Raw genomic sequence first — 14,465 nt, 5'->3', positions numbered from 1 at the left:
CTACTCGACGCGGCGGAGCGCGTCGGCCGGCCGCAGCCGGGAGGCGCGCCAGCCGCCGAAGGCGCCGGCGACGAGACCGCCGGCCACGGCGAGGCCGACCGCGAGGGCGAGGGTGGTGAGGCTGACCGGCGCGGTGAGCGCGACGTCGAGGGTCTTGGCGGCGGCCTGCCGGCCGGGGCCGCCCATGCCGCCGCCACCGCCGGGTCCGCCCATGCCGCCACCGCCACCGCTGCCGCCGCCGAGCTGGGCCTGCAGGGTGGGGCTGACGGCGGTGACGGCGTACGCGCCCGCCAGGCCGAGCGCGATGCCGAGGGCGCCGCCGATCAGGCCCTGGACCATGGACTCGCCGACCACCTGCCGGGTCACCCGGCCGGACTTCCAGCCCAGCGCCTTGAGGGTGCCGAACTCGCGCACCCGGCGGGAGACGGCGGAGGAGGTGAGCAGACCGGCGACGAGGAACGCGGCCACGAGCACCACGACCGACAGCCACTTGCCGACGCCGGCGGCGAGCGAGGAGGCGGTGGAAAGGGAGCCGGAGACGGTGTCCGCGAGGTCGGCGGAGGTCGTGACGGTCGTACCGGAGATGTTCTTCTGGATCCCGGACTTGACGCTGTCGATCTGCTGGGAGTCGGTCGCCTGGACGTAGATCGTGGTGACCTTGTCCTTGGCGTCGGCTAGGGCCTGCGCCTGCTTCAACGGCAGGTAGAGGTTGGCCGCGGCGTCCCCGCTGGTGGCGGTGGCGATGCCGATGACCTTGTACTCGGTGCCCTTGACCGTGACGGTGTCACCGGTCTCGAGCTCCTTCTCCTTGGCGTAGGCGGAGTCGACGACGGCGACCTTCGCATCGGTCTCGGTCGTCTTGAAGGTGCGTCCGTCGGTGATCTCGGAGGAGGTCAGCGGGCCGAGGGCGGGCTCGGTGACGTCGGTGCCGTAGACGGAGTAGCTGTTGACGTCGAAGTCGGCGCCGCCGCCCTCGACCCGGCCCTGCGGGGAGGACTGGCCGCCACCGGGACCGCCCTGGCCGCCCTCAGCACCCTGGCCGCCCTGGCCGTCCTGCTGGAACTGGCCCCGGGTGAACTCACCGCTCACCTTCATGACTTGGAGGCTCAGTCCGCCCACCGCGTCGGCGACGCCGTCCTGCTCGCCGACCTCTGTCACGGTGGAGCTCGCCAGGGTCTGGAAGCCCTGCACCATGACGCGGTCGCTGCTCTGCTCCTCGCCGGAGCCGTCGTCCTGGGCGTCGAACCGGAACCGGGGGCGTTCGCCGCTGGTCCCGGACTGGGCCTCCGCGGCCTTGGTGACCGTCATGTCCGTGCCGAGCCCGTACAGGGACTCCAGGACCTTCTCCTGCGCCTTGCTCATGCCGGAGGACACGGAGTTGACCACGATGACCAGCGCGATGCCGAGCGCGAGCCCGGAGGCGACGACGAGGGCCGCCTTTCTGCGGCGGCGCAGTTCGCGCCTCAGGTAGGTGAAGAACATGGCCGCAAGCTAGGGACGGTGGGTGATGAAGCGATAAGCGCTCCATAAGAGCCCCATGAGAAGAAGACCGATGCCGCCGCCCGCTCCCCGTGAGGGGCGGACGGCGGCATCGGTCAGGTGGTGGGACGGGGCGCCGCGTGCGCGGCCGGCGTCAGACCGCCGAGCCCGCCTTCCACTGCTCCCAGCTCATGTTCCAGCCGTTGAGGCCGTTGTCCGGGGCGATGGTCTTGTCGCCGGTGTTCTGGACGACGACCACGTCGCCGATGATCGAGTTGTCGTAGAACCAGGCGCCCGGCGTGCTCGGGTCGTTCGCGCCCTTGGTGTCGGACAGGCCCACGCAGCCGTGGCTGGTGTTGGCGCTGCCGAAGATGGACTTGGCGCCCCAGTAGTTGCCGTGGATGAAGGTGCCGGAGGTGCTCAGCCGCATGGCGTGCGGCACGTCGTCGATGTCGTACTCGCCCTTGCCGTCGGCGTCGGTGAAGCCGACCGTCGCGCCGTTCATCCGGGTCTCCTTGAACTTCTCGGAGATCACCATCTGACCCTCGTAGGTCTTGGTCTCGGGCGCCCCGGCGGAGATCGGGATGGTGCGAACGGTCTTGCCGTCCTGCGTGACCTTCATCTGCTTGGTCTTGGCGTCGACGTACGTCACCTGGTTGCGGCCGATCTTGAAGGTGACCGTCTTCTGCTGGACACCGTAGACGCCCTCGGCGCCCTCGACCCCGTCGAGGGCCAGCTTCAGCGTGACGGTGGACTCCTCCTGCCAGTACTCGTCGGGCCGGCAGTCCATGCGGTTGGCGTTGAACCAGTGACAGGCGACCTCCTGGCCGCTGCTGCTGGTGACGGTGACGCCCTTCTGCACCTCGGCCTTGTTGGTGATCGCCTTGTCGAATTTGATCGAGACCGGCATACCGACGCCGACGGTGGTGCCGTCGTCCGGGGTGAAGGTGCCGATGAAGCTGTTGTCCGGGGCGACCGTGGTGAACGAGGCGTTCTCGTGGGCGGCGCGGCCCTCGGAGTCCTCGGCGACGACCGACAGCTTGTAGGTGGTGGCGCGCTCGAGCTGGGCGCTGGGCTTCCAGCTCTTCTTGTCGGCGGATATCTCACCGGCGACGGCGGTGCCGTCGCCGGTGGTCATCTTCACCTCGGTGAGCGTGCCCTTGGCCACGGTCACGGCGGCGGAGTTGTTGATGGAGGCGTTGTCGGAACCGTCCTTCGGCGTGATCTCGATCTGCGCCTCGGAGGACTTCTTCGCCGCCGCCTCGTCGACCTGGGCCTGTGAACCGCCCTTGTCGCTGTCGCCCGAGGCACTGTCGTCACCACCGGAACACGCCGAGAGCACCAGCACTCCGCCGAGCAGGGCGGACGCAGCCGCCAGACCCCTGCGCCGCTTACCGACCGTCATCACACGCTTCTCCATCGTTGCCGAATCCCAACCCCACGAGGCCTCGCCGCGAAGGTGAGGGACCTCGTCCACAACCTTCAACGCTACGACCGCGCCCTCCCGTTCCCCACGGCCCGCGAGTGTGGGGCTCGCCACGTCCGTCGACGGGCGGCGAGGGTTTCCGGTCGGCGCTCCGTCGCTTGAGACGACAGGACCCCGGTGGCGGTTGCCGCCCGGGGTCACGATTTCCCCAAAACGCCTCAGCCGGCCCGGTCCGCCCCGTCCTCGTCGTCGTGGGGCCCGTCGTCATCGTCCTCGTCGAGGTCCCACTCCGGCGAGTCGGGGTCGTAGTCGATCTCCTCACCGCTCCAGGAGGCCTGGAGCAGCTCCACGCCCGGCACTTCGCCGAGCAGGGCGAACGGGTCGACGAGCTGGGCGAGGGCCTCCGCTGTGTCCTCCGTCACGGCGCTCTCGGCGTGTACCCGTTCCTCGTCCGGCATGGCGCCGTCCTCCGCGATCCTGCTCAGCGCGGCCCCGGTCACCGCCTCCTCGTCGTCGATTTCGAGGACGAGTTCCACGCGAATCCGTACAAACCGTGATGTCTCTGGGGTGCTCATGCCCGGAGCGTACGGCCCCGGGCCCCCGTGACTTTCCTGTGACCCGCGACTTTCACTAACATCTGCCCACACGGCCAATTCGCCAGCGCCACAAGGGGATCGATATTCCGTGTCTTCCGCGCTCCGTCCGTTGCTGACCGCCACCGCCGCGGGCACCCTGCTGTGCGCCCTGTGGTTCGTCCCGTCCGCCAACGCGACCTCGAACACACCGGTGGCGGACACGGTCTCGGCGAGTCCGTCTCCGCAGGTCACGCAGCAGGCGAGAGTCGTGTCGACGTCCGTCGGCGGCGGGGGCGAGGACGTCCGCCTCGCGGACACCGGCAGCTTCGACAGCACCCCGTACATCGCCGGCGGCACGGCCTGCCTCGCCCTCGGCGCCGGTTTCGTCGTCTACTCGGTGCGCCGGGAGCGGCTGGGTCTCTGACGTATGCACCGGGGCCCGGCGGAACGGCCACCGGGCCCCGGACGGTTCAGCTCAGCGGTCCGGTGACCGTCTCCACGGCCGCGACCAGCCGCCCGTCCCGCACGAACGCGTCCGCCGCCGCGAGGTCGGGAGCGAGATAGCGGTCCGCACCGGGCCCGCCCACACCCGCCTCCCGTACGGCCGTGACGACCGCCCTCGTGGCCGGCGCCGGGGTCAGCCCCTCGCGCAGTTCCACGGCCCGGGTGGCGGCGTACAGCTCGACGGCGACGACCCGGGTGAGGTTGTCGACGGCCGTACGCAGTTTCCGCGCCGCCGACCAGCCCATGGAGACGTGGTCCTCCTGCATCGCGGAGGACGGGATGGAGTCCGCCGACGCCGGTACGGCGAGCCGCTTCAGCTCGCTGACCAGGGCGGCCTGCGTGTACTGGGCGATCATCAGCCCGGAGTCCACGCCGGCGTCGTCGGCGAGGAAGGGCGGCAGCCCGTGGCTGCGGTTCTTGTCCAGCAGCCGGTCGGTGCGGCGCTCGGCGATGGAGGCGAGGTCGGCGACGGCGATGGCGAGGAAGTCCAGCACGTAGGCGACCGGGGCCCCGTGGAAGTTGCCGTTGGACTCCACCCGCCCGTCGGGCAGCACCACCGGATTGTCGACGGCCGACGCGAGTTCGCGCTCGGCGACCAGCCGGGCGTGCGCCAGGGTGTCCCGTCCGGCGCCGGCGACCTGCGGGGCGCAGCGCACCGAGTAGGCGTCCTGGACGCGGGGCGCGTCGTCCTGGTGATGCCCCGTCAGCCCCGAACCCTTGAGTACGGCCAGCATGTTGGCGGCGCTGGCGGCCTGGCCGGGGTGCGGGCGGATGGCGTGCAGCTCGGGGGCGAGCACCTTGTCGGTGCCGAGCAGCGCCTCCAGGCTCAGGGCGGCCGTGACGTCGGCGGACTTGTACAGGAGGTCCAGGTCGGCGAGGGCCATGACCAGCATGCCGAGCATGCCGTCGGTGCCGTTGAGGAGGGCGAGCCCTTCCTTCTCGCGCAGTTCGACGGGCTGGATGCCGTGCTCGGCGAGCAGTTCACCGGCCGGCCGCACGCTGCCGTCGGGGCCCTCCGCCTCCCCCTCGCCCATCAGCGCGAGGGCGCAGTGGGACAGCGGGGCGAGGTCGCCGGAGCAGCCGAGGGAGCCGTACTCGTGCACGACCGGGGTGATCCCGGCGTTCAGCACGTCGGCCATCGTCTGCGCGACCTCGGGCCGGACACCGGTGCGTCCGGAGCAGACGGTCTTCAGCCGCAGGAACATCAGCGCCCGCACGACCTCCCGCTCCACGCGCGGCCCCATCCCGGCGGCGTGCGAGCGGACGATGTTGCGCTGCAACTGGGCACGGAGCTCGGGGCTGATGTGCCGGGTCGCCAGGGCGCCGAAGCCGGTGCTCACCCCGTACACGGGGTCCGGCTTGGCGGCCAGGGCGTCCACGATCCCGCGGGACGCGGTGAGGGCGGCCACCGCCTCCGCGGACAGTTCGACGCGGGCACCGCCGCGCGCCACGGCGAGCACGTCGGACGCGGTCACGCCGGACGTCCCCACCACCACAGTGTGCATATCCATATTCAGGAGCGTACGCACTGAATTCAATGATGTCACCACCGGATTCCCGCTGCACCCCTTACCGACAGGTCACGCGCGACAGCTCACGCCGGCGGGTCACGCGCCTCACCGACAGGCCACGCGCTACGGCGAATGCCTCCCCCGGAACCGGCGCCGCTCCCCGTCCGCCGTCCGCGACGGCTCGTCCGCCAGCCGTACGACGGGATCGTCCGGCCCCTCCCGTCCGGCGACGACGGGATGCGCGGCGCGCTCGGCCTTGGCCCGGTACTGCGCCGCGTCGGCCAGCCGGAACAGCCGCCGGGCGGAGTGCACCGGCCCGACGGGATCCTCGGTGGACGCCACCCCGCACGCGACACCGTCCCCGATCCCCAGCTCCACGGCCCGCCGGCACACCTCGTCGGCCGCCTTGACGACCTCGTCGGCCGGCGGTCCCACCACCAGCAGACAGAACTCGTCCCCGCCGAGCCGCGCCGCCAGGGCCCCCGGCAGCATGGCCCCGCACAGCGACAGCACGGTCCCGAACCGCTCCAGCAGCCGGTCCCCCACGGCATGCCCCAGCGTGTCGTTGACCCGCTTCAGCCCGTTCAGATCGCACACCACGAGGCTGACGACGGCCCCGTCGCGCCGGTGCCGCTCCACGGCCTCGTCGAGCCGCGCGTCCACGGCACGCCGGTTGGCCAGCCCGGTCAGCGAGTCCGTGTACGCCAGCCGCCGGGCCTCCTCCAGCCGCTCGGTCTGCGCGATCCCGGCGGCCACGACGGCGGCCAGGACCGTCGCGAAGTCGGCGTCGCCCCGCCCGAAGACGGGCACACCGGCCGGCCGGGCCACATACAGCTCGCCCCAGGCCCGCCCGTGCAGCACGATCGGCGCCACCACACAGCACCCGCGCCCCCGCCGCCTGAGCGCGGCCACCCGCTGATGGCAGTACCCGGCGCGCCCCGCCGAGGGCCCCTCGGCGGTCTCCACCCACGCGTCGGGCTCACCGCCCCCCGCCCACCGCTCGTGCAGGAACTCGGTGATCTCGGCGAACTGGTGCACCGGATAGGACTCGTTCTCCGGGAACTCCTCCTCGCCCTCGGCCAGCTCGCCGACGTTCACCAGGACCCGCAGCCGCCCGAGCTCCCGCTCCCACACCGACAGGGCGGCGAAGCTCCCGCCCAGCGCCCGGCAGGCCCCGCCGGCCGCGGCCCGCCAGGCGTCCCGCGAACCGTGCGCGGCGGCCATGCCCTGGGCCAGCGCCACCACGGCCGCCAGCCGGCTCTCCTCACCCATCTCTCCAGGTTAGGAAGGTTCAGGACCAACCGGGACATTAAAGAAGCGAACGGGGCTCACCGGATCCCTACTCCCCGGGCCACTCCGGCCTGCGCTTCTCGTTGAAGGCGGCGACCCCCTCCGCCCGGTCCCCCGAGAACGCCACCGACCGCCAGGCGGCGTCCTCGACCTCCAGCCCGGCGGACAGATCCAGCCCGTGCCCGAGCCGCAGCGCCCGCTTGGCCGCCCGCAGCCCCACCGGCGAGTTCCCGGCGATCCGGGACGCCATGGCGAGCGCCTCCTCCCGGTCCCGTCCCTCCTCCACCAGCTCGTCGACCAGCCCCAGCTCCCGGGCCTCGGCGGCCTCCACCCGCCGCGCCGTGAAGATCAGCTCGGCGGCTCTGGCCGCCCCCACCCGCCGGGGCAGCAACTGCGTACCGCCCCCGCCCGGAATCACCCCGACCGACACCTCGGGCAGCCCCACGACCGCCGTACGGTCGGCGACGATCACGTCACACGACAGGGCCAGCTCGAACCCTCCGCCGAGCGCGAACCCGTGCACCGCCGCCACCGTCGGCACGGGCAGTTCGAGCACCCCGGTGTACGCCCCGCGCGCCACGGGCCGCTGCCGCACCAGATCGGCGTCACTGAAGGAATTGCGCTCCTTCAGATCGGCCCCCACACAGAACGCCCGCTCGTGCGAGGAGCTCAGCACCACCACCCGTACGCTCCGGTCCTCCCCCAGCGCCGCACAGGCACCGGCGATGGAGCGGGCCATCCCGGTCGACACGGCGTTCATGGCCTTGGGCCGGTCGAGGACGAGCTCCGCGACATGCCCCCGCTCATGCCGGCGCACCAGCACGAACTCCCCGAACCGTTCCTCACTCATCGACATCCTCCGGTTAACGCGGGTTAACTTTCGCTCGCCCCGATCATCGCAGCCCACGCCCACCGGGGAAAAGGGCGCACGCCCGGTTCCCTTGCCACCCCCCGCCCACCCGTTCGAGTGACATCGCCCCGACTCCGGCCCGCCCCCGCACAGGAGTGCATAGCGTGCGCACACCGCGACGCGCCGGGGCGCGCACGCAGGGGAGGGGATCGCAATGACACCGACAGCACCCACCGGTGAACCACCAGCACGCACCCCCCGCCTCCGGGGCCGCCACCGCAAGCCCCGCCCCCGCAAGGTCTTGCTGGCCGCGGGAAGCCTGGCCGTGGCCGCGAGCGCCGTGACCCTGGCCCGCCTGGCCACCACCCAGGGCGGCGGCACGGACATCGGCACGGAGGCGGGCCCCCGCCCCGCCCCTCACACGAACATCGGCACACCCACCGGTTCCCCGACCCCACCCGAGACCGTCGCCCCCGCCCCCGAGGCAAGCCCGTCCTCCCCCACGGCCCTGGGCGGCAAGAACCCGGCCCCGCTCACAACACCCGAGCGATCGTCCCCGGCCCGGACACCCGTCCCGAACGCAACGACCACCCCCACCACCGGGCCGCCCCCGGCAACCCGCCGACCGCACTCACCCACACCCCAGCAGCCCCCACGCGACACTCCGGGTCCGCCCCCACCAGCCCCCCACGCCCCGACGCCACCACAGCCGGACGACCCCGCCCCGAACCCTCGTCCCGGCCTGTGCGTACCGATCATCGGTCTCTGCGTGGGCGGCGGCCTGGGTCTCGGCGGTCAGGGTTAGACGACCTGCGGGATCGCGCCACCGGCCCGCGCGGCTGTCTCGGCGCCGACCACTGCTCCCGGCTCATCGGCGCAGCATGGCACCGCGCATCAGCTCCTCGAGGTCGCGTTCGCCCGTGGGCGTCTGCGCCCCGTCGCGCAGTCCTCGGCCCATCAACTGCCGCACAGCGGGCAAAGCGATCTGAGCGGCCCACGCCTCGTCCTCGCGGAGGAGCCCGTCCGTGATGTGCTCGGCGGGCAATGCGCGCTTGGCCGCTTCGATGACGCCATCGGGCAGGGCAGCGATATTGCGGGCGATACGGTCGACGTATTCATCGAGCCGGTCGTCCGGCAGAGCCCGGTTGATCCAGCCGTAAGACGCTGCGGTCTCGGCATCGAACAGATCTGCGGTGAGCACCACCTCCAGCGCACGATTGCGGCCCACCCGGTCACGGAGGTACTGCGTTCCACCCCCACCGGGGACGATGCCCATGAGCGCTTCGATCTGGCCGATTCCGGCGGTCCCGGCAGCGGCGAATGCCATGTCCGCCGCGGCCACGAATTCCGCCCCGCCTCCGCGGGCCTTCCCGGCGAGCTTCACGATGGTCACCTGGGGCTGATGGCGGAGGAGCTCGCCCACGGCCTGGAACACGTTGACGTCCGCCGGCGCCGACGCGGCGAGCTGTTCCAGAACGTCCATCCTCTCCCCGATCCGCATGTCCACATGAGCGAGGAAGAACTCCGGGTCGGCGCTGGAGAAGACGATCACCCGGACCGATGAGTCACCCCTCAAGGCGTCCAGCACCGTGCGGAGCTCACGCATCATCGTCACGTCGAGCAGGTTCACCGGCGGGTTGTCGAGGACGATCCGGGCGACTCCGTCTTCGATGCTCACGTGCAGAGTCGAGTAGGAATTGGCGTTCAAGAGACTCTCCGTAAGTTACCGACAGGCATGTAGGTTTGCGATGCATACCTACCGTCGGCGACGCCTCCGGGACCGTCAATAACGCACTTCGGGAGAACCAAGGATCATGAGGGATACCGACCCGTACGGCGTCGACGCGGGAACGCACATCGTTTTCCGGGCGGACTGCCCCAGCCGGCCGATCCTCGACCAGATAGCGGACAAGTGGTCGATGATGGTCATGGCGCTTCTGGAACGGCCCATGCGGTTCAATGAACTGAAGCGCCGCCTGGAAGGTGTGACGCAGCGCGTCCTCACCCAAACACTGCGCCGTCTTGAGCGGAACGGCATGATCCAGCGGAAAGTACTACCGACCTCACCGGTCGGCGTCGAATACTCGCTCACGGCGCTGGGCGAGTCCCTGCGCGAGCCTTTCGGTCACCTTTACCGCTGGACCGTCGAGCACGGCGAGGAAATCCAGAACTGCCGACGGGCGTACGACAGCAGGACTGACGCATAAGGGGATCTAAGACGGGACGGAAGCCCCGTTCCGGCGCGTGAGCAGCCAGGGCTCCACCACGCCCAGACCACGCACGGGCCGCTGCCACATCGGCTGGAGCGCGAACCGATAACTCGGCGGCTCCTCGCCCTCCTTCTCCGCCGCGGCCACCGCCTCGGCCGCCGCCGCCTCGGAGGCGGGCGCGTCACCGGTACGGATCAGCTCCTCGGCGAAGGCGCTGTCGACGAGCACGGCATCGCGCGGCGCTATGGACGTGAGCCGGGAGGCCAGGTTCACGGTCGTACCGAACACATCACCCATCCGGGTGGTCACCGTGCCGAACGCCATGCCGACCCGCAGCTCCGGCATGGTCTCGTCGTTCGCCATCGTCTCGATCAGCCGCATCGCGATGTCCGCGGCCGTACCGGCGTCGTCGGCGGCGTAGAGCACCTCGTCGCCCAGCGTCTTGATGAGCCGCCCGCCACGCGCGGCGACCAGATCGGCGGCGGTGGTCTCGAAGGCCTCGACGAGCTCGCCGAGCTCCTCCTCCTCCATCCGCCGGGTCAGCCGCGTGAACCCCACGAGGTCCGCGAAGGCGACGGCGAGCCGTCGGTCGACCATCTCCTCGTCATCGGCACCCTGCACGACCCGCCCGGCCGATGCGGCGAGCTGCCGCCGCCAGACGTAGACGAGGAACTCCTCCAGCTCGGGCAGGAGCAGCTCGACGATCGGATACGTCACCTCGGTACGGGTCATGCCCGGCTCGGGTGGCTCGGTCAGCCCCTCCAGGAAGGAGTCGATCTGCCATTCGGCCAGCCGGGCGGTGGTCTGTCCGGTGGACCGCGCCACCTGCACCGCCATGGCCTCGCTCAGCAGGCCCGCCTCCACCAGACCGGCGAGCCGGCGCAGGGCGAGTACGTCCGCCTCGGTGAGGGCCTTGGCCTGGCCCACATCGGCGAAACCCATCGCCCGCCAGAAGCGGGTGGCCAGCTCCATGGTGACGCCGGCGCTGCGGGCCGCCTGAAACGGTGTGTAACGGCGCTCGGCGCCCAGGATGAGCTGTTCGAGGCGCAGGGCAAGCGGATCCTCGCCGGCGCCCTGCGCGTCCGTGGAACCCGAGTCGTCGACGGTCACGCGTGCCCTTCCGATCTGACATGGCCAGGTATCGACCGGGCTCAACTCTACGGCAGGTGTGCGCCAGCTCACTCCGTCAGGTTGGGCCGGGGGTTGCGGTGATCGGCGTTTCCATGGTCACCGGCGTGGGTGTTCGCACAACCCGGCGCGCTTTGCGGGGTGCCCCGCGTTGGTGTGGTCCGGGAGTGGGGTTGCGCGGCCCGGCGCTTGTGGGGTGCCTCCCCCGCTCTCGGCTTCTCCCCCACTCCCGGCTTCGCTCGAGCGGGAGGTACCCCCATGAGCGGGAGGTACCCCCACCGCCCACCCGTGCCGCCCCCTGGGGGTACCTCCCAGGCCCTTGAGGCACTGGGGGAGGCACGACTGCCCGCGGATCGCGGCGGCATGCGGCCGCCCGCGGGAACGCGGGGCGGCGGCACGACTGCCCGCGGATCGCGGCGCGCAGGGCACGGAATGCGGATCACGGATCGCGGCGCGCGGATCGCGGATCGCGGGGTGCAGGGCACGGGTCACGGATCGCGGGGCACGGGGCACGGACCGCGGGGCACGGGACGCGGGGACGGCGGCAGGTAGTCGCCTACGGCGGGGAGGGGACGGGGCGGGGGTGGCCGCCCGCAGTGGCCGGCGCGTCCGCACCCCGCACCCCTCCGAACAGCGTGATCCGCGCCAGTCCGAGGACGGACACCCCCGACGCGGCCCCGACCCACCCACCGACCGCAGGCGCTACCCAAGCCCCCACCGAACCGAAAGCTGCGCCGCAGGCACAAGACCCGCACCCCCACCGGACCGAACGCCGCACCGCAGGCGTCAACGCGCACCCCCCGCAGGCCGCAAGTGCACGATGTCGCCCGCGCCCACCGGTTCCTGCACGCCCTCCCCCGTGGCCAGCACCAGCCGCCCGTCGCCGTCCACCGCGACCGCCTCCCCCACCAGCTCCCGATCCCCCGGCAGCTCCGCCCGCACCACCCGCCCCAACGTCGCGCACCCCGCCGCATACGTCTCCTGCAGGCCGCTCACCCCCGGGTCACCCCCCGCCGCACGCCACCGCCCGTACCAGTCCTCCAGCGACCGCAGCACCCCCCGCAGCAACGGATCCCGATCCGTGCTCACCGCCCCCGCCAACGCCAGCGACCCCGCGGTCGGCACCGGCAGCTCATCGCCCCGAAGGCTCACATTGATCCCGACGCCGATCACCACCCCGTCGTCACCGGCCCGCTCCGCCAGGATCCCCCCGGCCTTGCGTTCCTCTCCCCCCACCGTGACCAGCAGATCGTTGGGCCACTTCAACGCCGTATCGACACCCGCGGCCCGCGACAGCCCGGTCGCCACCGCCACACCCGTGAGCAGCGGCAGCCACCCCCACCGAGCCACCGGCACCTCGACAGGCCGCAACAGCACGGAGAAGAACAACCCCGACCGAGCCGGCGCGGTCCACCGCCGGTCCAGACGGCCCCGCGCGGCGGTCTGCTCCTCGGCGACCAGGACGGCGCCCTCCTCCAGCCCGCCCGCATCGGCACGGGCCACGAGGTCGGAGTTGGTGGAACCGGTGCGCTGCACCACGTCCACCTGCGTCCACAATCCGCCCGCGCGCACCAGCCCTCGGCGCAGACCAACGGCGTTCAACGGCGGACGGCCGAGGTCGGACCAACGTCCCGAACCCGGCTCACTGTGCCCGTCGGGCGTACCTTCAGCATGGGGTGTCATGCGACCCACACTAGGTTCGGCACCCTCCGCCCCGCACAGGGGACGAATCCCAGCCCCGGGGACCGAGGCTCACGGTCGCCCCTTCGAGGATCTCCTTCCCTCGTCTGTGAAGGGGAAAGCGGTGTGGGAAACACCGCACTGCCGATCGGAAGACCCCCTACTACGCTACGGATGAGTAACCGTCCCCCCTTTTGAGCAGGCAGGGAGCCGCATCCCGATGTCCGAGCCGGAAGAGCAGCAGCCTGACATTCACACGACCGCGGGCAAGCTCGCGGATCTGAGGCGTCGTATCGAAGAGGCGACGCACGCCGGCTCCGCACGCGCCGTCGAAAAGCAGCACGCCAAGGGCAAGCTGACGGCCCGTGAGCGGATCGACCTCCTGCTCGACGAGGGGTCCTTCGTCGAACTCGACGAGTTCGCCCGGCACCGCTCCACCAACTTCGGCCTCGACGCCAACCGCCCCTACGGCGACGGCGTCGTCACGGGCTACGGCACCGTCGACGGCCGCCCGGTAGCCGTCTTCTCCCAGGACTTCACCGTCTTCGGCGGCGCCCTCGGCGAGGTCTACGGCCAGAAGATCGTCAAGGTGATGGACTTCGCGCTGAAGACCGGCTGCCCGGTCATCGGCATCAACGACTCCGGCGGCGCCCGCATCCAGGAGGGCGTCGCCTCTCTCGGAGCGTACGGTGAGATCTTCCGCCGCAACACCCACGCCTCCGGCGTGATCCCGCAGATCAGCCTGGTCGTCGGCCCGTGCGCGGGCGGCGCGGTCTACTCCCCCGCGATCACCGACTTCACGATCATGGTCGACCAGACGTCCCACATGTTCATCACCGGACCGGACGTCATCAAGACGGTCACCGGTGAGGACGTCGGCTTCGAGGAGCTCGGCGGCGCCCGCACCCACAACACCGCGTCCGGCGTGGCCCACCACATGGCCGGCGACGAGAAGGACGCGATCGAGTACGTCAAGCAGCTCCTGTCCTACCTCCCCTCCAACAACCTCTCCGACCCCCCGGCGTTCCCGGAGGAGGCGGACCTGACGGTCACCGACGAGGACCGCGAACTCGACACGCTCGTCCCGGACTCGGCGAACCAGCCCTACGACATGCACACCGTCATCGAGCACGTCCTCGACGACGCCGAGTTCTTCGAGACCCAGCCGCTGTTCGCGCCGAACATCCTCACCGGCTACGGCCGCGTCGAGGGCCACCCCGTCGGCATCGTCGCCAACCAGCCGATGCAGTTCGCCGGCTGCCTGGACATCACCGCCTCCGAGAAGGCGGCCCGCTTCGTGCGCACCTGCGACGCCTTCAACATCCCGGTGATCACCTTCGTCGACGTCCCCGGCTTCCTGCCCGGCGTGGACCAGGAGCACGACGGCATCATCCGCCGCGGTGCCAAGCTGATCTTCGCCTACGCGGAGGCCACCGTCCCCCTCATCACGGTCATCACCCGCAAGGCGTTCGGCGGCGCGTACGACGTCATGGGCTCCAAGCACCTGGGCGCCGACCTCAACCTCGCCTGGCCCACCGCCCAGATCGCCGTGATGGGCGCGCAGGGCGCGGTCAACATCCTGCACCGCCGCACCATCGCCGAGTCGGAGGACGCGGAGGAGACCCGCGCCCGCCTGATGCGGGAGTACGAGGACGCCCTCCTCAACCCCTACGTCGCGGCCGAGCGCGGCTACGTCGACGCGGTGATCATGCCGTCCGACACCCGCCGGCACATCGTCCGAGGCCTGCGTCAGCTGCGTACGAAGCGGGAATCCCTGCCCCCGAAGAAGCACGGCAACATCCCCCTGTAAGG

At 71.4% G+C, this 14,465-nt stretch carries 12 protein-coding genes; 3 read left to right on the top strand and 9 right to left on the bottom strand.

All coding sequences use genetic code 11. From position 1 onward, the window contains the following. The 3 genes from AMK33_RS08460 to AMK33_RS08450 form a co-directional block, all read right to left on the bottom strand. Positions 1-1,482 carry an ABC transporter permease gene (locus AMK33_RS08460; protein ID WP_073932156.1) on the bottom strand — a complete coding sequence of 494 codons (1,482 nt, stop codon included), beginning with the start codon at positions 1,480-1,482 and terminating at the stop codon, positions 1-3. Positions 1,483-1,633: 151 nt separating this feature from the next. Then, a complete protein-coding gene (locus tag AMK33_RS08455; protein ID WP_073932155.1) occupies positions 1,634-2,884 on the bottom strand; it encodes a L,D-transpeptidase in 1,251 nt (416 codons plus the stop codon). A gap of 239 nt (positions 2,885-3,123) precedes the next feature. Beyond that, on the bottom strand, positions 3,124-3,480 hold the full coding sequence (locus tag AMK33_RS08450; RefSeq protein ID WP_073932154.1) for a hypothetical protein: 357 nt from the start codon (positions 3,478-3,480) through the stop codon (positions 3,124-3,126). Positions 3,481-3,589: 109 nt separating this feature from the next. Here AMK33_RS08450 and AMK33_RS08445 point away from each other — a divergent pair, with 109 nt between their 5' ends. Then, on the top strand, positions 3,590-3,904 hold the full coding sequence (locus AMK33_RS08445) for an LAETG motif-containing sortase-dependent surface protein (RefSeq protein ID WP_201262987.1): 315 nt from the start codon (positions 3,590-3,592) through the stop codon (positions 3,902-3,904). Positions 3,905-3,950: 46 nt separating this feature from the next. Here the strand turns inward: AMK33_RS08445 and hutH are convergent, their stop codons facing one another. The 4 genes from hutH to AMK33_RS08420 form a co-directional block, all read right to left on the bottom strand. Next, a complete protein-coding gene (hutH, locus tag AMK33_RS08440; protein WP_073932152.1) occupies positions 3,951-5,489 on the bottom strand; it encodes a histidine ammonia-lyase in 1,539 nt (512 codons plus the stop codon). Between the two features lie 129 nt (positions 5,490-5,618). Continuing rightward, the gene (locus tag AMK33_RS08435) at positions 5,619-6,767 is read right to left on the bottom strand and encodes a GGDEF domain-containing protein (protein WP_073932151.1); all 1,149 of its coding nucleotides are present in this window, start codon (positions 6,765-6,767) and stop codon (positions 5,619-5,621) included. 67 nt (positions 6,768-6,834) lie between these two features. After that, a complete protein-coding gene (locus AMK33_RS08430; protein WP_073932150.1) occupies positions 6,835-7,635 on the bottom strand; it encodes an enoyl-CoA hydratase/isomerase family protein in 801 nt (266 codons plus the stop codon). An 868-nt stretch (positions 7,636-8,503) separates the two neighbouring features. Next, positions 8,504-9,313 carry an enoyl-CoA hydratase/isomerase family protein gene (locus tag AMK33_RS08420; protein WP_327378820.1) on the bottom strand — a complete coding sequence of 270 codons (810 nt, stop codon included), beginning with the start codon at positions 9,311-9,313 and terminating at the stop codon, positions 8,504-8,506. A 136-nt stretch (positions 9,314-9,449) separates the two neighbouring features. Between AMK33_RS08420 and AMK33_RS08415 the strand changes: the two genes are divergently transcribed. Further along, the gene (locus tag AMK33_RS08415) at positions 9,450-9,842 is read left to right on the top strand and encodes a winged helix-turn-helix transcriptional regulator (RefSeq protein ID WP_073932147.1); all 393 of its coding nucleotides are present in this window, start codon (positions 9,450-9,452) and stop codon (positions 9,840-9,842) included. Positions 9,843-9,848: 6 nt separating this feature from the next. On the opposite strand, the gene AMK33_RS08410 is transcribed toward AMK33_RS08415, so the two are convergent. Then, positions 9,849-10,955 carry an adenylate/guanylate cyclase domain-containing protein gene (locus tag AMK33_RS08410; protein ID WP_073932146.1) on the bottom strand — a complete coding sequence of 369 codons (1,107 nt, stop codon included), beginning with the start codon at positions 10,953-10,955 and terminating at the stop codon, positions 9,849-9,851. Positions 10,956-11,759: 804 nt separating this feature from the next. Then, positions 11,760-12,656: a biotin--[acetyl-CoA-carboxylase] ligase gene (locus AMK33_RS08405; RefSeq protein ID WP_073932145.1), complete on the bottom strand. Its 897-nt coding sequence runs from the start codon at positions 12,654-12,656 to the stop codon at positions 11,760-11,762. Between the two features lie 217 nt (positions 12,657-12,873). On the opposite strand from AMK33_RS08405, the gene AMK33_RS08400 reads away from it, so the two are divergent. Continuing rightward, positions 12,874-14,463, top strand: a complete 1,590-nt coding sequence (locus AMK33_RS08400) for an acyl-CoA carboxylase subunit beta (protein WP_073932144.1) — start codon at positions 12,874-12,876, stop codon at positions 14,461-14,463. Positions 14,464-14,465 lie beyond the last annotated feature (2 nt).

This window comes from Streptomyces sp. CB02400 (assembly GCF_001905725.1).
GTDB classification, from domain to species: Bacteria; Actinomycetota; Actinomycetes; order Streptomycetales; family Streptomycetaceae; genus Streptomyces; species Streptomyces atrovirens.
This window is presented reverse-complemented; position numbering and strand designations above follow the sequence as displayed.

What these genes read in the sequence shown, in the direction of transcription:
- AMK33_RS08430 (WP_073932150.1), bottom strand. Translation starts at nt 7,635, where the DNA reads ATGAGTGAGGAACGGTTCGGGGAGTTCGTGCTGGTGCGCCGGCATGAG.
- AMK33_RS08450 (WP_073932154.1), bottom strand. Translation starts at nt 3,480, where the DNA reads ATGAGCACCCCAGAGACATCACGGTTTGTACGGATTCGCGTGGAACTC.
- AMK33_RS08435 (WP_073932151.1), bottom strand. Translation starts at nt 6,767, where the DNA reads ATGGGTGAGGAGAGCCGGCTGGCGGCCGTGGTGGCGCTGGCCCAGGGC.
- hutH (WP_073932152.1), bottom strand. Translation starts at nt 5,489, where the DNA reads ATGCACACTGTGGTGGTGGGGACGTCCGGCGTGACCGCGTCCGACGTG.
- AMK33_RS08405 (WP_073932145.1), bottom strand. Translation starts at nt 12,656, where the DNA reads ATGACACCCCATGCTGAAGGTACGCCCGACGGGCACAGTGAGCCGGGT.
- AMK33_RS08460 (WP_073932156.1), bottom strand. Translation starts at nt 1,482, where the DNA reads ATGTTCTTCACCTACCTGAGGCGCGAACTGCGCCGCCGCAGAAAGGCG.
- AMK33_RS08455 (WP_073932155.1), bottom strand. Translation starts at nt 2,884, where the DNA reads ATGACGGTCGGTAAGCGGCGCAGGGGTCTGGCGGCTGCGTCCGCCCTG.
- AMK33_RS08400 (WP_073932144.1), top strand. Translation starts at nt 12,874, where the DNA reads ATGTCCGAGCCGGAAGAGCAGCAGCCTGACATTCACACGACCGCGGGC.
- AMK33_RS08415 (WP_073932147.1), top strand. Translation starts at nt 9,450, where the DNA reads ATGAGGGATACCGACCCGTACGGCGTCGACGCGGGAACGCACATCGTT.